The sequence below is a fragment of the Microbacterium sp. NPDC006705 genome, assembly GCF_044903545.1.
Lineage (GTDB): Bacteria > Actinomycetota > Actinomycetes > Actinomycetales > Microbacteriaceae > Microbacterium > Microbacterium plantarum.
This window is the reverse complement of sequence record NZ_JBJDQQ010000001.1, coordinates 1219405-1243823: the sequence shown is the minus strand read 5'-3', so window position 1 is coordinate 1243823 and position 24419 is coordinate 1219405. Positions and strand designations below refer to the sequence as shown.

General features: G+C 71.2%; 24 protein-coding genes. 14 read left to right on the top strand and 10 right to left on the bottom strand.

From position 1 onward, the window contains the following. Nucleotides 1-9: 9 nt before the first annotated feature. Nucleotides 10-564: a helix-turn-helix domain-containing protein gene (locus tag ACI2K6_RS05975; RefSeq protein WP_112616623.1), complete on the top strand. Its 555-nt coding sequence runs from the start codon at nucleotides 10-12 to the stop codon at nucleotides 562-564. 93 nt (nucleotides 565-657) lie between these two features. On the opposite strand, the gene pgi is transcribed toward ACI2K6_RS05975, so the two are convergent. Together pgi and aztA are read right to left on the bottom strand one after the other, a co-directional pair. Continuing rightward, nucleotides 658-2343 carry a glucose-6-phosphate isomerase gene (gene pgi / locus ACI2K6_RS05970; protein WP_404568248.1) on the bottom strand — a complete coding sequence of 562 codons (1686 nt, stop codon included), beginning with the start codon at nucleotides 2341-2343 and terminating at the stop codon, nucleotides 658-660. Next, nucleotides 2340-3059 (bottom strand): zinc ABC transporter ATP-binding protein AztA, encoded by a 720-nt coding sequence (gene aztA / locus ACI2K6_RS05965; RefSeq protein ID WP_274178427.1) that lies wholly within the window; start codon nucleotides 3057-3059, stop codon nucleotides 2340-2342. Before aztA ends, pgi begins: the two co-directional genes overlap by 4 nt. A gap of 54 nt (nucleotides 3060-3113) precedes the next feature. Here aztA and aztB point away from each other — a divergent pair, with 54 nt between their 5' ends. The 6 genes from aztB to ACI2K6_RS05935 all read left to right on the top strand — a co-directional run bounded on the left by aztB (nucleotide 3114) and on the right by ACI2K6_RS05935 (nucleotide 9718). Further along, nucleotides 3114-3995 (top strand): zinc ABC transporter permease AztB, encoded by an 882-nt coding sequence (gene aztB, locus ACI2K6_RS05960; RefSeq protein ID WP_274178428.1) that lies wholly within the window; start codon nucleotides 3114-3116, stop codon nucleotides 3993-3995. After that, nucleotides 3992-5236 (top strand): hypothetical protein, encoded by a 1245-nt coding sequence (locus tag ACI2K6_RS05955; protein ID WP_274178429.1) that lies wholly within the window; start codon nucleotides 3992-3994, stop codon nucleotides 5234-5236. Before aztB ends, ACI2K6_RS05955 begins: the two co-directional genes overlap by 4 nt. After that, nucleotides 5233-6135, top strand: a complete 903-nt coding sequence (locus tag ACI2K6_RS05950) for a metal ABC transporter solute-binding protein, Zn/Mn family (RefSeq protein ID WP_404568247.1) — start codon at nucleotides 5233-5235, stop codon at nucleotides 6133-6135. The genes ACI2K6_RS05955 and ACI2K6_RS05950 overlap by 4 nt, the downstream gene beginning before the upstream one ends. Before the next feature lie 29 nt (nucleotides 6136-6164). After that, nucleotides 6165-7349, top strand: coding sequence for a zinc metallochaperone AztD (gene aztD, locus ACI2K6_RS05945; RefSeq protein ID WP_404568246.1), 1185 nt, complete (start codon nucleotides 6165-6167; stop codon nucleotides 7347-7349). 77 nt (nucleotides 7350-7426) lie between these two features. Then, complete coding sequence (locus ACI2K6_RS05940) at nucleotides 7427-8257, top strand: hypothetical protein (RefSeq protein WP_323987279.1); 831 nt, start codon at nucleotides 7427-7429, stop codon at nucleotides 8255-8257. Nucleotides 8258-8314: 57 nt separating this feature from the next. Beyond that, the gene (locus ACI2K6_RS05935) at nucleotides 8315-9718 is read left to right on the top strand and encodes an MFS transporter (RefSeq protein ID WP_404568245.1); all 1404 of its coding nucleotides are present in this window, start codon (nucleotides 8315-8317) and stop codon (nucleotides 9716-9718) included. On the opposite strand, the gene ACI2K6_RS05930 is transcribed toward ACI2K6_RS05935, so the two are convergent. From ACI2K6_RS05930 to ACI2K6_RS05915, 4 genes are all read right to left on the bottom strand, one after another. Further along, the gene (locus ACI2K6_RS05930; protein ID WP_404568244.1) at nucleotides 9693-10904 is read right to left on the bottom strand and encodes an MFS transporter; all 1212 of its coding nucleotides are present in this window, start codon (nucleotides 10902-10904) and stop codon (nucleotides 9693-9695) included. The genes ACI2K6_RS05935 and ACI2K6_RS05930 overlap by 26 nt on opposite strands. A gap of 220 nt (nucleotides 10905-11124) precedes the next feature. Continuing rightward, nucleotides 11125-12009, bottom strand: a complete 885-nt coding sequence (locus tag ACI2K6_RS05925; protein ID WP_274178435.1) for a hypothetical protein — start codon at nucleotides 12007-12009, stop codon at nucleotides 11125-11127. Further along, nucleotides 12006-12683: a response regulator transcription factor gene (locus ACI2K6_RS05920; protein ID WP_112616643.1), complete on the bottom strand. Its 678-nt coding sequence runs from the start codon at nucleotides 12681-12683 to the stop codon at nucleotides 12006-12008. The genes ACI2K6_RS05925 and ACI2K6_RS05920 overlap by 4 nt, the downstream gene beginning before the upstream one ends. Then, nucleotides 12671-13939, bottom strand: a complete 1269-nt coding sequence (locus ACI2K6_RS05915) for a sensor histidine kinase (protein WP_404568243.1) — start codon at nucleotides 13937-13939, stop codon at nucleotides 12671-12673. The genes ACI2K6_RS05920 and ACI2K6_RS05915 overlap by 13 nt, the downstream gene beginning before the upstream one ends. A 120-nt stretch (nucleotides 13940-14059) precedes the next feature. On the opposite strand from ACI2K6_RS05915, the gene ACI2K6_RS05910 reads away from it, so the two are divergent. The 3 genes from ACI2K6_RS05910 (at nucleotide 14060) to ACI2K6_RS05900 (ending at nucleotide 17853) form a co-directional block, all read left to right on the top strand. Next, a complete protein-coding gene (locus tag ACI2K6_RS05910; protein WP_274178437.1) occupies nucleotides 14060-14863 on the top strand; it encodes a Cof-type HAD-IIB family hydrolase in 804 nt (267 codons plus the stop codon). A gap of 63 nt (nucleotides 14864-14926) precedes the next feature. Then, nucleotides 14927-15757 (top strand): aldo/keto reductase, encoded by an 831-nt coding sequence (locus ACI2K6_RS05905; protein WP_282502123.1) that lies wholly within the window; start codon nucleotides 14927-14929, stop codon nucleotides 15755-15757. A gap of 23 nt (nucleotides 15758-15780) precedes the next feature. Beyond that, nucleotides 15781-17853, top strand: coding sequence for a S9 family peptidase (locus ACI2K6_RS05900; RefSeq protein ID WP_404568242.1), 2073 nt, complete (start codon nucleotides 15781-15783; stop codon nucleotides 17851-17853). Between the two features lie 91 nt (nucleotides 17854-17944). Here the strand turns inward: ACI2K6_RS05900 and ACI2K6_RS05895 are convergent, their stop codons facing one another. The 4 genes from ACI2K6_RS05895 to ACI2K6_RS05880 all read right to left on the bottom strand — a co-directional run bounded on the left by ACI2K6_RS05895 (nucleotide 17945) and on the right by ACI2K6_RS05880 (nucleotide 20508). Then, a complete protein-coding gene (locus ACI2K6_RS05895; protein WP_323987284.1) occupies nucleotides 17945-18670 on the bottom strand; it encodes a membrane protein insertase YidC in 726 nt (241 codons plus the stop codon). Between the two features lie 117 nt (nucleotides 18671-18787). Next, nucleotides 18788-19072 (bottom strand): DUF6412 domain-containing protein, encoded by a 285-nt coding sequence (locus ACI2K6_RS05890; RefSeq protein WP_354451242.1) that lies wholly within the window; start codon nucleotides 19070-19072, stop codon nucleotides 18788-18790. Continuing rightward, nucleotides 19069-19611 (bottom strand): DUF805 domain-containing protein, encoded by a 543-nt coding sequence (locus tag ACI2K6_RS05885; protein ID WP_323987285.1) that lies wholly within the window; start codon nucleotides 19609-19611, stop codon nucleotides 19069-19071. The genes ACI2K6_RS05890 and ACI2K6_RS05885 overlap by 4 nt, the downstream gene beginning before the upstream one ends. Before the next feature lie 111 nt (nucleotides 19612-19722). After that, nucleotides 19723-20508 (bottom strand): siderophore-interacting protein, encoded by a 786-nt coding sequence (locus ACI2K6_RS05880; protein ID WP_274178443.1) that lies wholly within the window; start codon nucleotides 20506-20508, stop codon nucleotides 19723-19725. Between the two features lie 100 nt (nucleotides 20509-20608). Here ACI2K6_RS05880 and ACI2K6_RS05875 point away from each other — a divergent pair, with 100 nt between their 5' ends. Genes ACI2K6_RS05875 through ACI2K6_RS05860 form a run of 4 tightly spaced genes read left to right on the top strand, consistent with a single transcriptional unit; the run spans nucleotide 20609 to nucleotide 24364 of the window. Further along, the gene (locus tag ACI2K6_RS05875; RefSeq protein WP_274178444.1) at nucleotides 20609-21595 is read left to right on the top strand and encodes a siderophore ABC transporter substrate-binding protein; all 987 of its coding nucleotides are present in this window, start codon (nucleotides 20609-20611) and stop codon (nucleotides 21593-21595) included. 54 nt (nucleotides 21596-21649) lie between these two features. Then, a complete protein-coding gene (locus tag ACI2K6_RS05870; protein WP_274178445.1) occupies nucleotides 21650-22624 on the top strand; it encodes an ABC transporter permease in 975 nt (324 codons plus the stop codon). Beyond that, nucleotides 22617-23609 (top strand): iron chelate uptake ABC transporter family permease subunit, encoded by a 993-nt coding sequence (locus ACI2K6_RS05865; protein WP_274178446.1) that lies wholly within the window; start codon nucleotides 22617-22619, stop codon nucleotides 23607-23609. Before ACI2K6_RS05870 ends, ACI2K6_RS05865 begins: the two co-directional genes overlap by 8 nt. Then, nucleotides 23606-24364: an ABC transporter ATP-binding protein gene (locus ACI2K6_RS05860; RefSeq protein ID WP_282502129.1), complete on the top strand. Its 759-nt coding sequence runs from the start codon at nucleotides 23606-23608 to the stop codon at nucleotides 24362-24364. The genes ACI2K6_RS05865 and ACI2K6_RS05860 overlap by 4 nt, the downstream gene beginning before the upstream one ends. Nucleotides 24365-24419: the final 55 nt, after the last annotated feature.

Genomic DNA, 24419 nt, shown 5'->3' with positions numbered 1-24419 from the left:
ACTGGATGCATGACCGGACTGGATCAAATCGGCCCGCGCCTGCGCGCGGCCAGGCAGGAACGCGGGCTCACCCTCGAAGAGCTCGCGGAGCGGGCGGGCATGTCGACGAGCACGCTCTCGCGGCTCGAGTCGGGCAAGCGTCAAGCGAACCTCGAGCTTCTCGTGCCGCTGACGCGGCAGCTCGGCATCCGGATCGACGATCTCGTGCCCGCCGAGCATCCCGATCCCCGGGTGCGTCGGCCCGCGACGACCCGGCACGGTCATGTCGTCGCGCCGCTGACGCGCGAGAGCTCACCCGTGCAGACCTACAAGGTGACGTTCCCGCCGTCTGATGAGGCGCCGGCCCCTCGGGTCCACGACGGCTTCGAGTGGTTCTACGTGCTGAGCGGGCGGATCCGGCTCGTGCTCGACGACCAGGAGCTCATCCTCGCGCGCGGCGAGGCGGCGGAGTTCGACACCCGCACCCCGCATTCCATCAGCGCGGTGGGTACGCGCCCCGCCGAGGTCATCAGCATCTTCAACGCCGCCGGTGAGCGCATGCATACCCTGACGGCCCCCTCCTGACCCCGGCCCCTGCGCGTCGACTCGCCGAGAACCGCGGATGCCGGTGCCCCAGCATTCGCGTTCTCTGGCGAGTCGACGGTGTGTGTTTGTGGGTCAGGAATCGCGGTGCGTGCGGTAGTAGGCGAGGAGGGCCTGGGTCGAGGCGTCCTGCGCGGCGAGCGCGTCGGCGTCGCCCTCGATCGCGGGCGCGATCTGCAGGGCGAGCTGCTTGCCGAGCTCGACGCCCCACTGGTCGAACGAGTTGATGCCCCAGATCGTGCCCTGCGTGAAGGTGATGTGCTCGTAGAGCGCGATGAGCTCGCCGAGCACTCTCGGGGTGAGCGCGGGCGCGAAGATCGACGTCGTCGGACGGTTGCCGGCGAACGTGCGTGCGGCGACGAGCGCTCCGGTCGTGCCCTCGGCCTCGACCTCGTCGGCCGTCTTGCCGAAGGCGAGCGCCTTCGTCTGCGCCAGGAAGTTCGCGAGGAACAGTCCGTGCACGTCGCGGCCGCCGTCCGTGAGCGGGTGCGCGGGGTTGACGAAGGCGATGAAATCGGCGGGGATCAGCCGCGTGCCCTGGTGGATGAGCTGGTAGAAGGCGTGCTGGCCGTTGGTACCGGGCTCGCCCCAGAACACCTCGCCGGTGTCGGAGGTGACGGGGGTGCCGTCCCAGCGCACCGACTTGCCGTTCGACTCCATCGTGAGCTGCTGCAGGTAGGCCGCGAAGCGGTGCAGCTGCTGAGCGTAGGGGAGCACCGCGTGCGTCTGCGCGCCGAGGAAGTTGGTGTACCAGACGTTGAGCAGGCCCATGAGAACGGGCACGTTCTTCTCGAGCGGGGTGGATGCCACGTGCTCGTCGACCGCGTGGAAGCCGGCGAGCAGGTCGCGGAACGCGTCGGGGCCGAGCTCGATCACGAGCGACAGGCCGATCGCCGAGTCGACGGAGTAGCGGCCGCCGACCCAGTCCCAGAATCCGAACGCGTTGGCGGGGTCGATGCCGAAGGCCTCGACCTTGTCCAGCGCGGTCGAGACGGCGACGAAGTGGCGGGCGACGGCGTCCGTCTTCTGCGCCTCGCCGTCGTCGATCGCGCCGGCCTCCTGCAGCCCGGCCCACAGCCAGTCGCGGGCGAGGCGCGCGTTGGTGAGGGTCTCGAGGGTCGTGAAGGTCTTCGACGCGACGATGAACAGCGTCGTCTCGGGGTCGAGGTCGGCGGTCTTGTTCGCGATGTCGAACGGGTCGATGTTCGACACGAACCGCGCCTGGATGCCGGCGGTCGCGTACGGCCGAAGCGCCTCGGAGATCATGACCGGGCCCAGGTCGGAGCCGCCGATGCCGATGTTGACGACGTGGGTCACCTTCTTGCCGGTGATGCCGGTCCATTCGCCCGAGCGCACCCGGTCGGCGAAGGCCGACATCTTCTCGAGCACGGCCTGGACGTCGGCGTCGATGTCCTGGCCGTCGACGACGAGCTCGGGTGAGGCGCCGGCGGGGCGACGCAGGGCAGTGTGGAGCACCGCGCGGTCTTCACTGGTGTTGATGTGCTCGCCGGAGACCATCGCGGCGTAGCGCTCGGCGACGCCGGTCTGCTCGGCCAGGCGCACGAGGGCGGCGACGATCTCATCGGTGACGAGGTTCTTCGACAGGTCGACGTGCAGGTCGGCCAGCGGCAGGCTCAGACGCTCGACGCGCCCGGGGTCGCTGTCGAACCACCCGCGGAGGTCGGGGGTGAAGCCCTTCTTCAGCGACTCGAGGTCGGTCCAGGCGGCGGTGGTGGTGGCATCGATGGGAGCAGCGGTCACGCTCTCACGGTAGCCGCGCCGCGGTGTCCGCGTCCACGCGGCGCGGCGGAAGAACTCTCGACGACGCGCCCGTCGACCAGGCGGCACACGGCATCGACGTCGCCGAGCTCTGCCAGATCGTGCGTGACGGCGACGACGGCCGTGCCCGTGCTCGCCACGGCGGCGAGAGCGGATGCGACGGCGTCGCGGGATGCCGCATCCAGTCCGCTCATCGGTTCGTCGAGCAGCAGCAGGTCGGCCTCCTGCGCGAGGGCTTGCGCGATGTACGCCCGCTGGCGCTGGCCGCCCGAGAGCAGGCCGAGCGGCCGCCGGGCGAGCGGGGCCAGCCCGACGGTGTCGATCGCTTCGGCGATGCGCGCGCGGTCGCTGCGCCGCAGCGGCAGGAATGGTCCCCGCTCGCGCCAGCGCCCCATCGCGACCAGGTCGGCCACGGTCAGCGGCAGGCGGGCGCCGTCGTTCGAGGTCTGCGGTACGAGACCGACGCGGATGCCGGGTTCCCGGCGCACCGTTCCCGAGGTGGGGGAGAGGAGCCCGGCCGCGACGGCGATCAGGGTCGACTTCCCCGACCCGTTGGCGCCCACGATCGCGTGGACCTCTCCGCCGGTCACGTCGAGATCCACGCCGCGAAGGGCGAGGTGCCCGTCGAAGGCGACGGTCACCTCCCGCAGGGCGACGACGGAGCCACCGGGGACGAGTGGGGTGGTGGAGCTGGACATCCACCCAGTATTGCAAATGAAAACGGTTCTCACTTTCATGTAAGGTCGTCGACCGTGTCCCTCCTCCTCGATCCCTTCGCCGTCACGTTCGTCCAGCGCGCCCTGCTCGGCGGTGCGCTCGTGGCGATCGTGTGCGGCATCGTCGGCACGTGGGTCGTGCTGCGCGGCATGGCGTTCCTGGGCGAGGCCATGGCGCACGGCATGCTTCCCGGGGTCGCCGTCGCGACCCTCACGGGGTTCCCGCCGATGGCGGGCGCTGCCATCAGTGCGGCAGCGATGTCGCTCGGGGTCGGAGCCCTGCAGCGCCGGGGCCGCCTCTCGGCCGACACCAGCATCGGACTCCTGTTCGTCGCGAGCCTCTCGCTCGGCATCATCGTCATCTCGGCGTCGCGGAGCTTCGCGACGGATGCCTCGGCCATCCTCTTCGGCGACATCCTGGCCATCGGTCCCTCCGAACTCGTCGCCCTCGCCGTCGCGGTCATCGTCACCGTCGTCGTCGCATCCCTCGGGCACCGCGCGTTCGTCGCGCTGACCGTCGACCCGCGACAGGCGCAGCTGCTCGGTCTCCGTCCCCGCGCCGCCCACATCGTCCTCGTCGGGCTCGTCACGCTCGCGGTGGTCTCGGCCTACCAGGCGGTCGGCTCGCTGCTGGTGGTCGGCATGCTCCTCGGCCCCGCCGTCGCGGCCGGGCAGTGGACCCGGCGCATCGTGCCCACGATGATCCTCGCCGCCCTGATCGGCACGCTCTCCGTCGCCGTGGGCCTGCTCATCTCCTGGCACGCCGCCACGGCTGCCGGCGCCACGGTCGCATTCACCGCGATCTGCTCCGGTGCCGTCTCCACCGGCATCCGCGCGCTCGTGCGCGCTCTGACCCGCCCGGACGGGCGCCGCGCGCCGGCATCCGTCATCCCGAACACCCCGGAAAGGACCGCATGAGAACTCGTGCACCTCTCTCGCTCATCGCTCTCACCGCCGGTGCCGCCCTGCTCGCCGGCTGCCAGGCCGCTCCGTCGGACTCCGCCGCGACTCCGGATGCCGATGCCACCGCGCGTGGCGAAGCCCTCGGCGACGGTCACGGCGCCATCGCCGGGGCGCGCGAACTCGCCGAGCCCGCGCTGCACCTCACCAGCATCGGCACCGACGGTGCCGTGCACCACCTCGACCTGATCGACGAGCAGTCCGAGGTCCTCGGTGACATCGCTCCCGCCGACACGCTCGACAGCGAAGGACGCTTCCTCTTCGCGGGCCGCGAGGGTGAGGTGTCGATCATCGACAGCGGCGTGTGGACGTGGAACCACGTCGACCACTTCCACTACTACGAGGCGCCGTCCCGCATCCTCGGTGAGCTCGAGGGTTCCGGCACACCGCGGACCGTGACGAGCGATCTCGGGGTCGGCGTCTACTTCGACGACGGCGACCGCGGCGGCGAGGCCGTGCTGCTCGACTTCGACGCGCTCAAGAAGGGCGACATCGTCGAGAGGTTCCGCCTCGACCTCGATGCCCCCGGGTCCCTCGTCGCACCGATCCCCGGGGGAGCGCTGATCGCCGACGCCGGCTCGGGCGAGATCCGCCGCGTCGACGCCTCGGGATCGGAACTCGACACCGCGCCCTGCGTCGACCCGGCAGGATCCATCGCGACCAATGTGGGCGTCGTCATCGGATGCGCCGACGGTGCCGTGCTCGCCGTCTCGGATGCCGCTGGCACGGCTCTCGAGAGCATCCCGTATCCCGCGGGCGGGCCGAGCCGTGCCCTGTCGTTCGCGAACCGCGAGGGTCGCCCCACCGTGGCCGGTCGTACCGAGTCCTCGGCGTTCTGGCTGCTCGACACCCGCGAGCGCTCGTGGACGGCGCACGACGCCGGCCAGCCGATCGTCCGCGTGACGGCCGTCGACGACGCCGACGAGACCGTGGTCGCGCTCGCCGCCGACGGCTCGGTGATCGTCATCTCCGGTGCGACGGGCGAGCAGCTCTCCCGCACGGAGCCGCTGGTGGCGGCATCCGTCGCAGACCCGGCGCTCGCCGCGGGCGTCGACCTCGTCGCGGACCAGCGTCGCACCTACCTCAACGGGCCCGCGGAGCGAACGCTGTTCGAGCTCGATCCCGCCGACGGCGGGCGGGTGGCCCGAAGCTTCGCGACCGAGCACGCCCCCGCCCTCTTCACGGAGACGGGCCGATGAGGCGGGCGGCGCTGGCTCTCGGCCTCGTCGTCGCCGGGGTGGTCTCGCTCGCGGGCTGCTCGGGGGCAGGAAGCGACCGCCCGACCGTCGTCGTGACGACCAACATCCTGGGCGACATCGTGCAGAACCTCGCCGGCGAAGAGCTCGACGTCGTCACCTTCATGCCGCGGGACGCCGATCCGCACTCCTTCGAGCTCTCGGCCCAGGACGCGGCGACGATGCGCAGTGCCGATCTCGTGGTCTCGAACGGGCTCGGGCTCGAAGAGGGGGTGCAGCACCACGTCGACGCGTCCGCCGCGGACGGTGTGGCCCAGTTCGTCGCGGGCGATCACGTCGAGACCCTCGGGTACCTCGACTCCGACGCGGTCGACCCGCACTTCTGGACCGATCCGACCCAGACCGCTCGTGTCGTCGACGCCCTCGCTCCGGTCCTCGCCGACCTCGCCGGTGACGGCGGGCAGGCCGTGACGGACGCCGCCGACGCGTACGTCGCGGAACTCGAGGCCGTCGATGCCGAGATGGCGGCGGGCCTGGAGTCCATCCCCGCCGAGCACCGCGCGCTCGTCACCAACCATCACGTGTTCGGTTACCTCGCGCGCCGCTACGACGTCCGCATCCTGGGGGCGGCCGCGCCGGGCGGCACGACGCTCGCAGCGCCCAGCGCGTCCGACCTGCAGGAGCTCGTCGACGCCATCGACACCGCCGGGGTGCGCACGATCTTCGCCGACTCGTCGCAGCCCGACCGGCTCATGCGCGTCCTCGCCGACGAAGCGGGGCGCGACGTGTCCGTCGTGCCGCTGCTGACCGAGTCGCTCGCGCCAGAGGGACAGCCCGGCGACACCTACCTCGACATGATGCGCCAGAACCTTCAGCGCATCACCGACGGCCTCACCCGATGAGGCATTTCCCTGGAAAGGAAACCCACCCCATGAAGAGAACCCTGCAGTTCGGCGCCCTCGCCGGCGCCGCAGCCCTGGTGCTGGCGGGATGCTCGTCCTCGCCCTCCGCGACGTCCAGCCCGTCCGGTGACGCGTCGGCCGAGGCATCCGTCCCCGCCGGTCCCCGGGTCGCGCTCGGCTACGAGGGCGGCGTGCTCGTGCTCGGCGGCGACGAGCTCGAGGTGATCGGAGACTTCGACTCCGAGGACTTCATCCGGCTCAACGCGGCCGGTGACGGCCGCCACGTCATGGTCACCACGTCGGAGGGCTTCCAGCTGCTCGACGTGCAGCAGCCCGAGCTCACCGACCTCGTCGTCCCGGCGGACGCCGCCGGACACGTCGTCGTCCACGGCGGCAAGACCGTGCTGTACGACGACGCGACGAGCGATACGACGATCTTCGACACCGCCGACCTCGCACAGCTCGACGGCAAGCTGCCCGACGCCGAGGTGATCGCCGGCGTCGAGGCGCACCACGGCGTCTCGGTCGAGCTCGAGGACGGCACACTGCTGACCACCGTCGGCGGCGAGGCCGGGCGCACCGGCATCCGCGTGCTCGATGCGGACGGCACCGAGGTCGCGTCCAACGCCGACTGCCCGGGCGTCCACGGTGAGGGCACCGCCGAGGGCGAGCGCGTCGTGTTCGGCTGCGAGAACGGCGCGATCATCTACGACGGCGGCGAGATCACCAAAGTCACCTCGCCCGACTCGTACGGCCGGATCGGCAACGCCTTCGTCGCGGAGGACAGCCCGCTCGTCGTCATGGACTACAAGGACGACCCCGACGCCGAGGGCTACCTGCTGCGCAACATCGCCCTCGTCGACACCGAGGCGAAGTCGCTGACCAAGGTCGCGCTGCCCGCCGGCGTCGAGTACACCTTCCGCGGCATCGCGCGCGGGCCGGCCGGCGAGGCCGTGCTGATCGGCACCGACGGATCGCTGCACTGGATCGATCCCGCCACGGGGGGCATCACGAAGTCCCTGCCCGTTGTCGACCCGTGGGAGGGTCCGGCCGAGTGGCAGGCTCCGCACCCGGCCGTGAAGGTCGCGGGCGACATCGCCTACGTCGCCGACCCGGCGGACAGCGAGCTCGTCGCGGTCGACCTCACGACGGGTGAGATCGTGCAGACGGTGAAGCTGCCGCACGTTCCGAACGAGATCGCCGCCGTCTCCTGACGCGCCGCGCCGCCGCATCCGCTCCGGTCACCGGGGCGGATGCGGCGGACGTCGGACGTCGCCGTTAGCCTGGCGTCGTGCCGCCCGTCTCGACCTCGCAGCGCACGTATCGCTACCTGCGCCTGACCCTCGCGGGCGCACCCGTCGCGATCATGCTCGCGGTGCTCTTCGCGATCCCCGACGCGGGAGTGCTGCCCAGCGTCAGCCACTACTTCTACAGCTCGGCCCGCACCGTCTTCTCCGCCGCCCTCGTCGCGGCCGCGGCCTGCCTGCTCGCGCTCTCCGGGCGGGGCCCGCAGCGGGTGCTGCTGGATGTCGCGGCGCTCCTGGCCCCGCTCATCGCCATCATCCCGACGCCGATCTCGGCCGGCGAGGTGCCCGGCGTCGTCGTCGACTGCGCCGCCCCGTGCGTCCCCGCCGGGTTCACGGACGACCTCGACAACGCTCTGGCGACGTACCTCGTGATCGGCGCCGTCGTGCTCGCGATCGGTCTCGTGCTGGCGCGACGCGGAGACGTCGCCCTCCGCGACACGGGGCCGACGCTCGCCCTTGCGGCGACGGTGCTCGCGGGCGTGGCCCTCGTGTGGACGCTCGCACCGCAACTGCTCGTCCGCTACGGTCACGCCGTCGCGGCCTTCGGCTTCTTCATCCTCATCGCCCTCGTCGCGCTCGCCGAGGCGTTGCGGCCCTCCGATGCGCACCCACCGGCGAGGCGGACGCGGATCGGGTACGTCATCGTCGCGATCGCGCTCCTGCTCGACCTCGCCGCGACCGTCGTGTCGGCGGTGCTGTTCGACATCCCCGTCGTGCTGGCGGGAGAGCTCATCGCCCTGGCGCTGTTCCTGGTGTTCTGGATGATGCAGACGGCCCAGAAGTGGTCGCTCGCCGATCCCGCGCTGCGAGCCTGACCGTCGACCCGAAACGCGTTCTTCTCCGCGTTCGCGAGCGGGTCTACTGTTCGTCCCATGACCGCCCCGCTCAGCGCGCTGGAGACCTCGCGCATACGCGCGTTCCACCAGGTGCTCGGCAACACTCTGCTCGCGAACGTGACCTCGAGCTTCCTCTGGTTCGCCCTGACGTTCTGGGCCTACCTCGCCACGGAGAACGTTCTGGCGACATCCATCATCGGCGGCTCGTACATGCTGCTCGTCGCCGTGTTCGGGGTGGTCTTCGGGGCCCTCGTCGACCACATGAAGAAGAAGGCCGTGATGGTGCTTTCGAGCCTCATCACCCTGGCGACCTATCTCGGTGCCGGCGCGGTCTACCTGCTGTTTCCCGAGTCGATCCTCGTCGATTGGGGGCGCCCCTGGTTCTGGGTGTTCGCGGGCCTGATCCTCGTCGGGGGAGTCGTGGAGAACCTGCGCAACATCGCGCTGTCCACCACCGTGACCCTTCTCGTGCCGAGCGACCGCCGCGACCGGGCGAACGGCCTCGTCGGGACGGTTCAGGGTGTGGCGTTCATCGTCACGAGCGTCTTCTCCGGTCTCTCGATCGGCCTCCTCGGGATGGGCTGGACCGTCGTGATCGCGGTGTCCGCGACCGCGTTGGCCCTCGCGCATCTGACATTCGTGTCGATCCCCGAGCGCGGCATCGCCGCATCGCACGAGGCTGCGGCACCGGCTTTCACGTTCCGCGGCGTCGTTCCGGCGATCCGATCCGTCCCGGGGCTGCTGGGCCTGATCCTGTTCACGACCCTCAACAACCTCGTCGGCGGGGTGTTCATGGCGCTCATGGATCCGTATGGGCTGACGCTCTTCACCGTCGAGGCGTGGGGGATCGTGCTCGCGGTCACCGCGGGGTTCATCGTCGGCGGCGCGCTGGTCGCCGCCCGCGGTCTCGGCCGCAACCCGGTGCGCACCCTCCTGCTGGTCAACGTCGGCGTCGCGGTGCTCGGGATGACCTTCGCGATCCGCGAGTGGTGGTGGCTCTATGCCCTGGGCATCTTCGTGTTCATGATGCTCATGCCCGCAGCCGAGGCTGCCGAGCAGACCGTCATCCAGCGCGTCGTCCCGTTCCAGACCCAGGGCCGCGTCTTCGGCTTCGCGGCGTCGGTCGAGTCGGCCGCTTCGCCGATCTCGGCGTACCTCGTCGGACCGCTCGCGCAGTTCGGTCTGATTCCCTTCATGCGCACGGATGCCGGTGAGCGCAGCTTCGGCTGGCTCCTCGGCGGCGGTGAGGCGCGGGGCATCGCCCTGGCTTTCGTCGCCGCGAGCGCGCTCATGCTCGTGGTGGTGCTGCTCGCGTTCCTCTCGCCGCAGTACCGGCGACTGAGCCGGGCCTACGCCGACGCAGCGCCGCCGGAGCCCGCGGCTGCCGCCGCTGCGCTGCCGGACCCGGCCCCGGTCAGGCCGGCTGACGCGGCGCCCTGAGCCCGAGCACCGCGAGCAGGCCGGCGACCGCGACCATCACGAGGGTGCATCCGGCGACACCGGCCCAGCCGAGGTCGTGGAAGGCATATCCCAGGAGCCAGCCGAACAGGCTCGAGCCACCGTAGTACCCGAGGTAGTACAGCGACGCGGCTTGAGCGCGCGTCTCCGGCCTCGCGGCCGCGGGAGCCCAGCCCGAGGCGATCGCGTGGGCGCCGAAGAAGCCGGCGGTCAGGATCAGGAGCCCCACGAGCACCGCGATCACGTGGGGCACCGCCGTCACGACGATGCCGATCGCCATGACCGCGAGCGCCGCCAGCAGCACCGGCAGACGTCCGAACCGCCCCGCGAGCGACCCGGCCCAGGGAGAGGCTACGGTCCCGGCGAGGTAGGCGAGGAACAGGAAGCTCACGACCCACAGCGGCAGCGAGTACGGCGGCGCGACCAGGTGGAAACCGAGGTAGTTGTACACGGCGACGAAGCCGCCCATGAGCAGGAATCCCTGCGCGTAGAGCGACAGCTGGCGACGGTCGCGCAGGTTCGTCGCGAGCCGGGCGACGAGCGAGGGGCCGGAGGTTCCGGTCCTCCGCTGCGGCGCGAAGCCGCGGGCCGGCGGGGTGAGCCACAGGAAGAGCACGGCCGACGCCGCGCACACCGCCGCGACGGCGAACACGCCGCCGCGCCACAGACCGACATCGCCGAAGGGGCCCGCGACGAGCCTTCCGAGCAGTCCGCCGATCGTGGTGCCGGCGATGTAGCTGCCGGCTGCCGTCGCGGTGTGGGCGGCGTCGACCTCTTCTGACAGATAGGCGAGGGCGATGGCGGGCACGGCCCCGAGTGCCACGCCCTCGAGCAGCCGGGCGGAGAGCAGCAGCGGCAGCGTCGGGGCGAGCGGGGCCAGCAGGCCGAGCACGGTCGCGGCGATGACCCCGGTCGCCATCGCGGGTACGCGACCGATGCGGTCGGCCACGACCGACCAGGGGATGACGCCGACGGCGAGACCGAGCGTCGAGACCGAGACCGCCAATGCGGCCGTGGCCGGTTCGACCCCGAACTCCGAGCCGATGAAGGGGAGGACCGCCTGGGGCGAGTACAACTGCGCGAAGGTCGCGACGCCGGCGAAGAACAATCCGGCGATGAGCCGGCGGTAAGCGGGCGACCCGGGAACATGACCGGTGAACGCACGCACCGGGCCAGCCTACGACCGCGGCGACCGCCAGCCGGACGTGAGAAGGGCCGGTCGACTCAGAATCGTCGACCGGCCCTGTCATCCCTTGCACCAGAGATCACACCGCGCAGTTGGGGGGAACTGCGTGCCTCGAAGTTATAACGACCAGGTAACGGGATGCAACGGCTGGGCCGTTCTCATCAGCGCTGCATAGTGATCGTTCAGGATCGCGGCAGGACCCTCAGCGACCCTCCCGAAGGACGACCGACCCCGCCGAGACCCGGACCTCGACGCGGTTGCGCGACGAGGGGTCTTCGGTCAGGCCGTTGACGAACGAGCCTGCCTCCTGGGTCGAGCTGACGGCGTAATCACCACGCGGGAGCGCAAGGTCGACCCCGCCCGCCTCGGCGGCGATCGTCACCGACGTCGGAGCGGTGCCCGCGAGGGAGCCCGACACCCGGCCGGCGCTGACGTCGACGGTCGCCTCACGGACCCCGTCGAGCTCGACCGAAACGCGTCCGGCGGACACTCGGGTGTCGAGGCTCGTCGCGGAGCCGGCCGTATCGATCGACCCGGCATCGGCGCGCAGCGCGAGAGCGCCGAACTCCCCGTCCGCTCGCAGGGCCCCCGCCCCCACGGTCAGCTGGGCGTCGAGTCCCGCGAGGTCGTCGGGAAGGACGAGCGTCGCCCGCGACGTTCCGCCCCACAGGCGCCATCCGCTCCACCAGTCACGGTCCGAGTCGACCACGAGGCGGTCGCCGTCGCGGGCGAGCTCCCACGCCTCGGCGCCTCCCGTGCCCGTCACGGTGAGGGTCGCCTCGTCGACATCGCCGAAGGAGACCTCGACGTCGGCAGCCGCGGCATCCATCTCGAGGATGCTCACACCCGTGGTCGGCGCTGAGATCGTCGAGGTCGCGGTGCCGCCGCTGACGACCGTCGACACGACACTGGTTCCGGCGGTGAACACGAGGAGGCCTGCGCCCGCGGCGATCGTGAGCCCGGCGATCACGCGAGCTGCGGACGACGGCGTCGACGTCGGCCCCGTCGGGGGCGGCCCGCCCGCCGACGGCGGCCCGTCGGCGGCTCCCGGCGGCGTGGCAGGAGGCGGGGTCAGGGTCGTGCTCATCGCACTGCTCCGTTCTGCGGCTGTGAGCCGCCGTGTTCGAGATGGACGAGAGCGGCGAGCACGCGGCGGTTTCCGTGTTCGTCCTGCTCGAGGTCGAGCTTCTGGAAGAGCGAGGTGATGTACTTCTCGACGCTCGCCTCGCTGAGGAACATCGCGGCGGCGATCGCCTGATTGCTGCGCCCTTCGGCGATGAGGGCGAGCACCGTCCGCTCGCGTTCGGTGAGCCGCGACATCCGCTCGTCACGCGATCGGCGCATGAGCAGCTGCGCGACCACCTCGGGGTCGAGAACCGTGGCTCCCGCGCCGATGCGTTCGATCGTCGCGAGGAATTCGCCGACGTCGGCCACGCGGTCTTTCAAGAGGTAGCCCAGGGCCGCCCCCTGCGAAGTGATGAGCTCGCTCGCGTAGCGTTCCTCGACGTACTGGCTCAGGACGAGGATGGGCAGCCGGGGGTTCTCGGCACGCAGGGCGAGGGCCGCGCGGATGCCCTCGTCGGTGAACGTCGGCGGCAGCCGGACGTCGAGGATGCAGAGGTCGGGCTGGGTCTCGGCCACGGCGGCGGAGATACCGTCGGCATCGGGGAGGGCCGCGACGACCTCGTGGCCCGAGTCGGCCAGCAGCCGGACGATCCCCTCTCGCAGCAGCGTCGAGTCCTCGCAGATCAGGATGCGCACGGCACGCTCACCTCCAGAGCGGTCGGTCCACCGGCCGGGCTGTCGAGGCGTGTCGTGCCGCCCGCGGCGGTGATGCGGTTGATGATCCCGTCGAGCCCGCCTCCGGGGATGACCCGGGCTCCACCGACGCCGTTGTCCTCGACCCGCGCCCAGAGGGTGTGATCGTCGCGGTGACGGACCACCACGCGGCATTCCCCGGCCCGCGAGTGCTTGGCAGCGTTGGTGAGCGACTCCGCGATCGCGAAGTACACCGCCGCCTCCGCGGTGCGACTGCACCGCTGGTCGACCCGTACGTCGAGGCTGACGGGCACGTGCGAGCGGGCGGCGAGGGCGGACAGTGCCGCGTCGAGTCCGCGATCGTCGAGCACCGAGGCGTGGATGCCGCGGGCGAGCTGACGCAGTTCGGTGATCGCGGCCTTCGTCGAGGTGTGGGCCTCGGCAAGCAGTTCCTTCGCGGCATCCGGGTCGTCGTCGATCTTCTGCTGGGCGAGTCCCAGCGTCATGCCCACCGAGACGAGCCGCGGCTGCACGCCGTCGTGCAGGTCGCGCTCGATGCGGGTGCGCTCGAGCTCACCGGCGCGGACCGCGCCCTCGCGCTGCACCCCCGCGGTGCGGGCAGCCTCGACCAGCTGCGCTTCGCGCGAGGGGACGAGGATCGCCTTGGCGAGGATGCCGTGCAGAAGGGTGATCCCCACGAGGAGGGCTGCCGGCACGAGGACCAGGAGCACCCCGGCCACGACGGCGCCCTCGCGGGGAACGCTGATCCAGGTCGAGGCGACGGTGACGGTCTGCTCCGCGTAGAGCGGGGCGAAGATCAGGGCGAAGCCCGACGCGAGCAGTCCGGACAGGCTGAGCGCGATGAGCCCCAGCACCGTCGAGATCGTTGCGTGGGCGACCCCGCGCCACATCCGCCCGTCGGTGAACTGCAGCCAGACCGTGCGGAGCCAGCCGCCGAACCCGGGCCGGCCGCTGCTGCGCGGCGAAAGCGAGGGCAGGCCCCACCCGTACAGGCCGTCGACGCGGGCGTATTCGAGCCAGCCGGTGAGCCAGAGCGCGTAGACGAAACCCACCAGGATCGGCAGGCCGAGTCCGAGTGCCGGAGTCAGGCCGATCCCCGTCGCCATGAGGGTGAGGAGCACGGTGAACACGGCGGTGCCCGCGAAGCCGAGGGCGGCGAGCTGGGCGAGCGCTCCGAGCGGGCGCACCCAGGTCAGAGCACGGGATGGAGGGGCGGTGCTGGCGACGGCGGTGGTCATGGCTCCACGCTAGGACCGCGGCCGGGTGCCGCGCAGGCGAGCCGCCCGGAGACTCCCTTTCGGGTTATCCCCCGGGGGCGCACGGCCGCAGCCGCCGGTCGTGTCGGAGAGGATGGGGGAGTGACCTCTCCCGACATCCGCCTGATCGCCGTCGACATGGACGGCACGCTCCTCGACGCGGACGGCCGCATCCCCGAGGGCCTGTGGCGGCTGTTGCCGCGGCTGCGCGATCGGGGCATCGTGTTCGCTCCCGCAAGCGGACGCCAGCTCGCGACGCTCCGCCGGCAGTTCGCGGATGCGCCGGTCGAGCTCGACTACATCGCCGAGAACGGTGCGTACGTCGTCCGAGACGGCGCCGAGGTCAGCTCGGATGCCGTCGACCCCGCGTTCGCGGCATCCGTCGTCCGCCGCATCCGCGGTCTCGACCACCTCGATGTCGGCCTCGTCGTCTGCGGCAAGCGGTCGGCCTACATCGAGCGCGCGGACGCAGCCTTCTTCGCCGAGGCCGACAAGTACTACGCCGAGCTCGCTGTCGTGGACGACCTGACCTCGGTCGACGACGAGATCCTCAAGCTCGCCGTCTACGACTTCGCGCTCGCCGAGGACTCGGTCGCACCCGAGCTGTTCGACCTCCGCGAGACGCACCAGGTCGTGGTGTCGGGGCAGCACTGGGTCGACATCATGAACCCGGGGGTCAACAAGGGGCGGGCGCTGTCCCGTCTGCAGGAGACGCTCGGGATCGGCCCCGAGCACACGATGGCGTTCGGTGACTACCTCAACGACCTCGAACTGCTCCAGCAGGCCCGTTACTCGTACGCGATGGCCGAGGCGCACCCCGAGATCGCGGCCGTCGCCCGCTACAGCGCGCCCTCGCACACCGAGGCAGGAGTGCTGACGGTCATCGAGGAGTTCCTGGCCCGCTGAGCGACGGGATCGCTCTGCGCAAGCCCGCACCGAAGACCACGGCGACGGCGTAGCGTGTGCGGCATGGTCACGATTCCCACGGTCTCGCTCAACGACGGCTCCGACTTCCCCGAGCTCGGGCTCGGCACCTACAACCTGCGCGGCCCCGAGGGCATCGACGCCATCGCCGCCGCGATCGACTCGGGCTACCGGCTGCTCGACACCGCGGTGAACTATCAGAACGAGTCGGAGGTCGGGGAAGCCGTGCGTCGCAGCGGCATCCGCGACCAGCTGATCATCACGACCAAGGTGCCGGGGCGCGACCACGGCTTCGACGAGACGATCCGCAGCGCCGAAGGCTCGCTCGGCCGGCTCGGCGTCGAGAAGATCGACCTGTACCTCATCCACTGGCCGAACCCGAGCCAGGGCAAGTGGCTCGAGACCTACCGTGCGATGCTGGCGCTCCGCGACGAGGGGCAGGTCGGTTCGGTCGGCGTCTCGAACTTCACCGAGCCGATGCTCGCCCGCCTCATCGAGGAGACCGGAGTCGCCCCGGCGGTCAATCAGGTCGAGATGCACCCCTACTTCCCGCAGGCCGGCCTGCGCGCGTTCCACGCTGCGAACGGCATCCGCACCGAGAGCTGGAGCCCCCTGGCTCGGCGCAGCGAGCTGCTGAACGAGCAGGTCATCGCCGACATCGCGGCATCCCACGGCGTCACCGGAACGCAGGTCGTGCTGCGCTGGCACACGCAGCTGTCGTCGACCCCGATCCCGAAGTCTGCCGACCCGGTCCGCCAGCGCGAGAACGCCGACGTCTTCGACTTCCTGCTGTCGGGCGACGAGATCGCGGCGATCAGCGCCCTCGAACGTGGCCGGCTCTGGGACGGCGACCCCGACACCCACGAGGAGATGTAGCCCGCGCCGGATAGCGTGGAGGCATGACGACGCCGTTCGACTCTCTCGACGACTACTACGCCCTTCCCCGCATCGACGCGGCGGCGACCGCGCCCGACGGCTCGCACGTCGTGCTGACGGTCGCGACCCTCACGAAGGATCGCACCGGCTACGAGCGCTCGCTGTGGTCGGTGCCCGCCGATGGCGCCGGTGCGCCGCGACGCCTGACCCGCTCGACGACCGGCGAGTCCGGCGCCGTGTTCACATCCTCCGGCGATCTGCTGTTCGTGTCGGCCCGCCCCGACAACGACGCCGCGGACGGCGCACCCGCTCAGCTCTGGCTGCTTCCGGCCGCCGGCGGCGAGGCGCGCCCGGTGACGCGGTTGGCCGGCGGCGTCTCCGCGGTCGTCAGGGCTGCGGACTCCGACCGCATCGTGATCGCGTCGTCGCTGCTCCCCGAGGCCGCCACGATCGAGGCCGACGCGAAGCTGCGGGCGGAGCGGAAGAAGCTCAAGGTTTCCGCGATCATCCACGACACCTACCCCGTGCGGTACTGGGACCACGATCTCGGCCCCCACGAGCCCGCGCTGCTTGCCCTCGATCTGAACGAGCTGGGCGACGCGCCCGCCGTCATCGCGACCGCCGACCAGGCCGTCGACGAGGTCGTCGGCGCTGGCGCCGAAGCGGGGGAGGCTGCCGACGAGCCCTACCCCGCGGGGCTGCCGCGCCCGCGCATCCTGCTCCGTGGTCGTGCGGCCTCGACGGCGGGTATGGCGCTCACGCCCGACGGTGCGACCCTCGTCGCCTCGGTGCCCGAGCCGCAGGGGCGTGACGCCCGGTACCGTCTCGTCGCGATCGACACCGCGACGGGCGAGCTGCGCGTCATCCGCGACGAGGTCGACGTCGACGTCGAGATGCCCGCGATCAGCCGCGACGGCGCCCGTGTCGCCTACGTCCGCACGGTGAAGTCCACCCCAGCGGGGCCCGCCGATCAGGAGCTGTGGGCGAGCGCCCTCGACGGTGCCGACGCGCAGCGCCTGGCCTCGGACTGGGACCGCTGGCCGAGCAGCATCCGATTCTCCGATGACGACGCGGCGCTCGTGGTGACCGCCGACCACGACGGTCGCGGCCCCGTCTTCAGCGTGCCGCTCGACGGCGGCGCTGTCTCGCAGACGACGCACGACGACTTCGCGTACACGCACGTCGAGCCGGTCTCGGGCACCACGGACGTCATCGCGCTCCGCTCCAATTGGATGACGCCGCCGCATCCGGTCCGTGTCGCCGCCGACGGCTCTGTCACGCCGCTGGCGAACCCGGCGCCGTCCCCCGCGACGACCGCCTCGATGGTCGAGGTCGAGACGACCGCCGACGACGGAGCCCGCGTGCGCGGCTGGCTCGTGCTGCCCGAGGGGGCGGATGCCGCGACCCCGGCGCCGCTTCTGCTGTGGATCCACGGCGGACCGCTCAACAGCTGGAACGCGTGGAGCTGGCGGTGGAGCCCGCTGCTGGCCGCGGCACGAGGCTATGCCGTGCTGCTGCCCGACCCGGCGCTGTCGACCGGTTACGGGCTCGACTTCATCGCGCGCGGGTGGGACGCGTGGGGCGCCGCGCCCTTCACCGACCTCATGTCGATCACGGATGCGGTCGTCGCGCGCGATGACATCGACGAGACCCGGACGGCCGCGATGGGCGGATCGTTCGGCGGCTACATGGCGAACTGGGTGGCGGGTCACACCGACCGCTTCGACGCGATCGTGACCCACGCGAGCCTGTGGGCGTTCGACCAGTTCGCCGGCACGACCGACTTCGCGCCGTACTGGCAGAGCATCTTCAGCCCCGAGGGTGCGGTCGCCAACTCGCCGCATCGCTTCGTCGCCGACATCCGGACGCCGATGCTCGTGATCCACGGTGACCGTGACTACCGGGTGCCGATCGGCGAGGGTCTGCGGCTGTGGGCCGACCTCAACGAGCACCACGCCGCCGAGGACGGCACGAGCCCGCACCGGTTCCTGTACTACCCCGACGAGAACCACTGGATCCTCTCGCCGCAGAACGCGCGGGTCTGGTACGAGACGGTCTTCGCGTTCCTCGAGGAGAACCTGCCCGCGCGCGCCTGAGTCGCGTCTCAGTCGCGCCTTGCGGCGCTCGCCTGACAGGAGTGGCCCCTTCCCCGCGTGGGAGGGGACCACTCCTGTCAGATGAACGGGTTCACGCGGCGACGGGCGGGAGGATGCGACGGAGGATGAGCCGCTGCGCCAGCGTCCAGGCGACCGTCACGACCAGGTACAGGCCCGCCGCGAGCGGAACGAACACCGCGACGACGGCGGTCGCGAACTGCGCGACCCCGAGCACCCCCGACAGGGCGGCCGGAGCATCCGTCACCCGGAAGGCTCGCCGCGTCAGCTCGCCGACGAGCGCGATCGAGGCGATGACGGCGCCGAACACGAGGGCGGCGGCGAGCGGCAGTGTGCCCGACGCGACGGTGCCCGCCAGGCTCGACCCGAGGGGGACCCCGGCGAGCGTCTCGGCGAGCAGCCCGTTGGTGTGGCCCGCGATCGTCGAATGGATGAACACCCCGTACAGCAGCCCCACGACGGGAGCCTGCACCAGCAGCGGCAGACAGCTCGCCGTCGGCGAGACGTTCTCGTCGCGATAGAGCTTGAGCGTCTCGCGTTGCAGCTTCTCGCGGTCGGTCCGGTATCGCTGCTGGAGCTCGCGCAGCCGCGGCGCCAGGCGTGCACGAGCGCGATCCGCTCGCGCCTGGGCGACGCCCGCGGGGATCAGTGCTGTGCGCACGACGACGGTGATGAGGATGACGGATGCCGCGGCGGCGAGGTCGCCGAGCGCGGGTCCGAGCGCCGCGGTCAGTGCGGCGAGGATCGAGGCCACGGCGTCGAGCGCCGCGGCGATGGGCGGGAAGGAGTACAGGTCCATGGAGAGTCCGATCGACGAAGCTGAGCACGGGGGGTCAGCCGCGAGGGGACGCCGGACGACGCGGAGTACGTGGCGCTGGCGGGGGTGTGCGCGGGTGTCGAGTCGTTCCGGACGTGGCTACGCGGCTGGAGCCGCGAGCCCCGGGGCGCGGGGGCGTCGTCTCCCGGGAGCGTCCGGGTCGCTCTGCGCCAGCAGAGTCGACGGCGAGATGGATCGCCGCGGGTGGGGGCGCCGCGAACCCGCCGCCCCCGTCGCCGTGACGGCGCCCGCGATCGAGGCGACCGCGATCGCGATCGTGAGCAGCGCCACCGCGGTCGCCGCTGCGAGCCCGCTCGAGTCGCCGAGCGAGAGGGCGCCGATGACCGAGAGCAGCATCGGGAGCGTGGAGAGGAGGGACATCACGCCACCACCCCTGTCGGGGCCCAGCCCGCGGCGCGCTCCAGCAGCGCGGCATCCCCGTCGAAACGCGCGCCCTCGGGGCGCGACCGTCGCAGGGCGAGCAGGAGAAGCACGAACCCGCCGATGGGCATCAGGTTCAGCAGCACCCACCATCCCGACAGGTTCGAATCGTGCAGCCGCCGCACCGCGACGGTGAAACCCGGGATGAAGGTGGCCACCACCCACACGGTCGAGGTCCACAGGTAGACCGCCACCAGGGTCGAGAGGGGATCGGTCGGAGCGATCGGCCCGAGGAGCTCGATCCCGCGCCATCCCCACCAGCCGAAGGGGTGCAGCCCGAGGTCGAGCTGCGGCCAGCGCCCCGACAGCATCCGCGGGATCACGAGGAGGAAGACGACGGCGGCCGTGAAGCCGACGGCCATCCACGACCAGTACTCACTGCGGCTGGCGCGCCCGCGCAGGCGGAAGGCGTGCACCACGAAACGGCGCATCGCCTGGGGCAGCGAAGCGTTCGGCAGCGGTGCTGTCGAGACGGCCTCCATCCCGCGATGCTAGCGGAGCGTCGCGGGGCGGCGCAGTCTTCGCCTGTCAGTTCTGGCCCCATCCCGCGCGGAGAGGGGGCGGGAAGCGTCAGGTGAACCGACCCGTGCGCGTCAGTGGGGTGCGTGATACTCGGGCTCGCCCCGCTTCCAGTAGCCCTTCACCGTGATCTGCTCGGGGTCGAGGCGCCAGCGGTCGAGGAGCAGCGTTCGAGCGGAGCGCACGATCGACTGCTCGGCCGCCACGAAAGCGAAGACGGCGCCGTCCGGTCGGTCGTCGTCGCCGAGCGCGGCGAGACGAGCGGCGAGGGGAGCGCCGGCGGATGCCGATCCGCGGTGCACCTGCTCGACGACGACCCCCGGCGGCGTGGTGATGGGCAGCTCGTGATCGGCGTCGGGCACCTCGATGAGCACGCGCCCGACGGCAGCGGCATCCATGTGATGGGCGAACCGCCGGATCGCGGGGACCGCGGTCTCGTCTCCCGCCAGGAACCAGCCGTCGGGGCGTCCCGTGAGCACGGCGGATCCGCGCGGTCCGCCGATGCCGATCGTCGACCCGATCTCCGCCGTCGCCGCCCAGTCCGCAGCCACGCCGTCGCCGTGCAGGGCGAACTCGAGGTCGAGCCAGCCCTCGTCGGCGTCCCAGGCGAGCGGGGTGTACTCGCGGCTCGGCGCCGCACGCAGCTCGTCGATGCTCTCGGGGGCCACCTCGGGGAAGAACACACGGACGTGGTCGTCGCACCCCGGGGAATCGAAGTCCCGCAGATCGGCGCCCTCGAGCCGCACCCGGACATAGGCGGGAGTGAGCCATTGTCGGGCTGCCAGGCGGACGAAGCGAAAACGCAGGTCGAGCGCTCGGCGAGCGATCCGGAACGAGGGGGTTGCGGTCGAGGCGGACATGAAGGTTAGGCTAACCTACACAGTCGCCGGTTCTCGATCCCGGCATCCGGTCGCCCCGTCGACCAGCATCCGATACGCACCGCACCAGGAGTTACGTCACGTGAGCCATGCCATCCGCCGTCCCGCACTCGTCTCGATCGCGCTCGTCGCAGCGCTCGGCCTCGCCGGGTGCGCGTCGTCGGCGAGCCCGGATGCCGCGCCCAGCGGTGACGCGACCGCGCCCACGACCGTCACCGTGACCGACAACCACGGCGAGATCGAGGTGCCCGTCGCCCCCGAACGCGTCGTCGCGCTCGATAACACGACGTTCCAGACGCTCAGCGACTGGGACATCGACCTCGTGGCGGCACCCAAGCCGCTGATGTACGACCTGTGGCCCAACCTGTCCGGGGGCGACGACGTGCTCGACGTCGGGCTGCACCGCGAGCCCGACCTCGAGGCGATCATCTCGGCCCAGCCCGACCTCATCGTCGGCGGGTACCGCTTCCGCGACATCTACGACGACCTGACGGCGATCCAGCCCGCGACGATCGAGACCAGTGCTCGCGAGGGCGAGGAGCAGGTCGCCGAGCTGAAGCGCCAGGTCGAGATCCTCGGACAGGTCTTCGATCGGGAGGATGACGCGAAGAAGCTCGCCGACGCCCTCGACGGCGCCGTCGCCGACGCGAAGGCGGCCTACAACGGCACCGACACGGTCGTCGGCCTGCTCACCTCGGGCGGCAAGATCTCGTTCGCAGCCCCGGGGGAGGGGCGCGGCGTCGGTGCCGTCTTCCCCACGCTCGGACTCGTCCCCGGCATCGATCGCGGAGCGGAGAACGCCTCGCACGGCGACGACATCAGCGTCGAGGCGATCGCGGCGGCGAACCCCGAGTGGCTGATCGTGCTGGACCGGGACGCCATGTTCGGCGAGGACGGCTATGTCTCGGCGAAGGAGCTCATCGAGGGGTCCGAAGCGCTGCAGAACGTGCCCGCCGTGCAGAAGGGGCAGATCGTCTACCTCGCACCGAGTTTCTACCTCGACGAGGGCATCCAGGCGTACACCAAGCTCTACGCCGACATCGCGACGGCCTTCGCCGCGGCGGCCTGATCGTCCTGCGCGGTGCCCCGTCCGGTACTGCCGGCCGGGGCGCCGCGATCCGTCATGACTGCGCTCACCGCCCCCGCCCGCATCCGCGGGCGTCTCGCCCTCCCGGCCGCGATCACCGTCGTGACCGGTCTCGTCGTGCTGTCCCTCTTCGTCGGCGTCTACGACCTCGCCTCGGACGACGTCGGCTCGGAGATGCTGTGGATCACCCGGATTCCGCGCACGCTCGCGCTGGTCCTCGCGGGCTGCGCGATGGCCGTCTCCGGCCTCGTCATGCAGCTGCTGACGCAGAACCGCTTCGTCGAGCCGACCACCACTGGGACCACCGAGTGGGCAGCGCTCGGCCTCCTCGCGACGGTGCTCCTCGCGCCCGACGCTCCGCTGGTCGTACGCATGCTCTTCGCGAGCCTCGCGGCGTTCGTCGGCACGATGGTCTTCCTCGCGATCCTGCGTCGCATCCAGCTGCGCTCGTCGCTGATCGTGCCGCTCATCGGCATCATGCTCGGCGCCGTCGTCTCGTCCTTCACGACCTACCTCGCGGTCAGTGCGAACGCCCTGCAGATGCTGGGTACGTGGTTCATGGGCAGCTTCACCGCCGTCGTCCGTGGTCGCTACGAGGTCCTGTGGGTCGTCGGCATCGTCGTCGTGCTCGTCGCGCTCTTCGCCGACCGGCTGACGGCGGCGAGCCTCGGGAAGGATGTCGCAACGACGCTCGGTGTCGACTACGACCGGGTGCTCCTCCTCGGCACCGCCCTCGTCGCCGTCGCGACCGGCGTCACGACCGTCGTCGTGGGGTTCCTGCCCTTCCTCGGGCTCGTCGTGCCCAACCTCGTGTCGATGTGGCGGGGAGACAATCTCCGCGCGAACCTCCCCTGGGTGTGTCTCGGCGGAGTGGCTGTCATCGTCGTCTGCGACATCGTCGGCCGCGTCATCCGGATGCCGTTCGAGGTGCCCGTCTCGATGATCCTCGGCGTCCTCGGTGCTGCCGTGTTCGTCGTGCTGCTCCTGCGGCAGCGAGGGCACGATGGCTGAGACGCTGCGCGGCACTGTCCGATCGCGGGTGTGGCTGCGGTTCGTCGTTCTCGCCATCATGGTCGCCGCGGCGGCCGTCCTGCTGCTGACCTGGAACATCCCTCTCGATCCGGCGCAGCGCGGCTATTGGCTCGCCGTGGAGCTCCGGGTCACGACGGTGGCGACGGTCGCGATCGTCGCCTGCTGCCAGGCGGTGGCGACGGTGCTATTTCACACCGCGACGGGCAACCGCATCCTGACGCCCTCGATCATGGGGTTCGACGCGCTCTACGTCGTGATGCAGACCGGCCTGGTGTTCTTCTTCGGGGGAGCTGCGCTCGCGGCCACCGACGGGCTCGCCAAGGTGGCCCTCCAGAGCCTGCTGATGGTGGCGTTCGCGACCCTCCTCTACGGGTGGCTCTTCGCCGGCAAGCGGGGAAACCTGCACATCATGCTGCTGATCGGGATCGTGCTCGGGGTCGGTTTCGGCTCGCTCTCGACGGTGATGCAGCGGCTGCTGACGCCGAGCGACTTCGACCTGCTCTCGGCGCGCCTGTTCGGCAACCTGAGCAACTCGAACCCCGAGTACCTGCCGTGGGCCGCGGTGATCGTCGCGATCGTCCTCGTCGTGGTGTGGCGCCGCCGCCGACGTCTCGACGTGCTGACCCTCGGGCGCGACGTCGCCACGAACCTCGGCCTCGCGTACAAGCGCGAGGTCACCGTCCTGCTGATCCTGGTGGCCGTGCTCATCTCGGTCTCCACGACGCTCGTCGGCCCGATGACCTTCTTCGGGTTCATCGTCGCGACCCTCGCCTACCAGCTCGGCGGATCGTCCCGCCACGCCGTGATTCTGCCCTTCGCGGCGCTGCTGGGGGCGGCGACGCTGCTCGGCGGCTACTTCGTGCTGCGGCACGTGTTCTACGCCGCGGGCATGCTCACGGTCATCATCGAGTTCGTCGGCGGCCTCTTCTTCATCGTCTACCTGCTGCGAAAGGGCGCGCTGTGATCACCCTCACCGACGTCTCGAAGTCCTACGGGGGCCTGCGCGTGCTGGGTCCCATCGACCTCCAGATCCCGGCCGGCGGGGTGACCGCCCTCGTCGGGCCCAACGGCGCCGGCAAGTCCACGCTGCTGACGATCGTCGGGCGCCTGACCGAGCCCACCACGGGCACGGTCACGGTGGGCGGTCTCGATGTCGCGCGCACCCCGAGCCGCGAGCTGGCGCGCGTGGTGTCGATCCTGCGGCAGGAGAACCACTTCGTCACGCGGCTCACGGTGCGCGACCTCGTCGGCTTCGGGCGGTTCCCCCACTCCGGGGGACGCCTCACTCCCGACGACCGGCGCCACGTCGACGAGGCGCTGCGCTTCCTCGATCTGGAGGACCTCTCGCACCGCTACCTCGATCAGCTCTCCGGCGGGCAGCGCCAGCGCGCCTACGTCGCGATGGTGCTCGCGCAGGACACCGACTGCATCCTGCTCGACGAGCCGCTCAACAACCTCGACATGCGTCACGCCGTGGGGATGATGCGGCAGCTGCGGCGTGCGGCGGATGAGCTGGGCAAGACCGTCGTCGTCGTCATCCACGACATCAACTTCGCCGCCGCCTACGCCGACCGCATCGTGGCCCTCACCGGGGGAACGGTGGCGTGCGCGGGGACACCGCGAGACATCATGCGCCCCGACGTGCTGGAGAGCGTGTTCCAGACGCCGATCGCGGTCCGCGACGACGGCGAGTACCCGCTCGCGGTGTACTTCCGCTGATCGCAGCGCACCGAGAGGGCTTCACCTGGCAGTTGTGGCCGCATCCGGCGCGTGA

Bases quoted from the DNA above. Each gene is read 5' to 3' on its own strand.
- aztA (WP_274178427.1), bottom strand. From the start codon at position 3,059: ATGTCCAGCTCCACCACCCCACTCGTCCCCGGTGGCTCCGTCGTCGCC.
- ACI2K6_RS05900 (WP_404568242.1), top strand. From the start codon at position 15,781: ATGACGACGCCGTTCGACTCTCTCGACGACTACTACGCCCTTCCCCGC.
- ACI2K6_RS05870 (WP_274178445.1), top strand. From the start codon at position 21,650: ATGACTGCGCTCACCGCCCCCGCCCGCATCCGCGGGCGTCTCGCCCTC.
- ACI2K6_RS05865 (WP_274178446.1), top strand. From the start codon at position 22,617: ATGGCTGAGACGCTGCGCGGCACTGTCCGATCGCGGGTGTGGCTGCGG.
- ACI2K6_RS05935 (WP_404568245.1), top strand. From the start codon at position 8,315: ATGACCGCCCCGCTCAGCGCGCTGGAGACCTCGCGCATACGCGCGTTC.
- aztD (WP_404568246.1), top strand. From the start codon at position 6,165: ATGAAGAGAACCCTGCAGTTCGGCGCCCTCGCCGGCGCCGCAGCCCTG.
- ACI2K6_RS05905 (WP_282502123.1), top strand. From the start codon at position 14,927: ATGGTCACGATTCCCACGGTCTCGCTCAACGACGGCTCCGACTTCCCC.
- ACI2K6_RS05950 (WP_404568247.1), top strand. From the start codon at position 5,233: ATGAGGCGGGCGGCGCTGGCTCTCGGCCTCGTCGTCGCCGGGGTGGTC.
- ACI2K6_RS05955 (WP_274178429.1), top strand. From the start codon at position 3,992: ATGAGAACTCGTGCACCTCTCTCGCTCATCGCTCTCACCGCCGGTGCC.
- ACI2K6_RS05915 (WP_404568243.1), bottom strand. From the start codon at position 13,939: ATGACCACCGCCGTCGCCAGCACCGCCCCTCCATCCCGTGCTCTGACC.
- ACI2K6_RS05975 (WP_112616623.1), top strand. From the start codon at position 10: ATGACCGGACTGGATCAAATCGGCCCGCGCCTGCGCGCGGCCAGGCAG.
- ACI2K6_RS05885 (WP_323987285.1), bottom strand. From the start codon at position 19,611: ATGGAGGCCGTCTCGACAGCACCGCTGCCGAACGCTTCGCTGCCCCAG.
- ACI2K6_RS05895 (WP_323987284.1), bottom strand. From the start codon at position 18,670: ATGGACCTGTACTCCTTCCCGCCCATCGCCGCGGCGCTCGACGCCGTG.
- ACI2K6_RS05880 (WP_274178443.1), bottom strand. From the start codon at position 20,508: ATGTCCGCCTCGACCGCAACCCCCTCGTTCCGGATCGCTCGCCGAGCG.
- ACI2K6_RS05925 (WP_274178435.1), bottom strand. From the start codon at position 12,009: ATGAGCACGACCCTGACCCCGCCTCCTGCCACGCCGCCGGGAGCCGCC.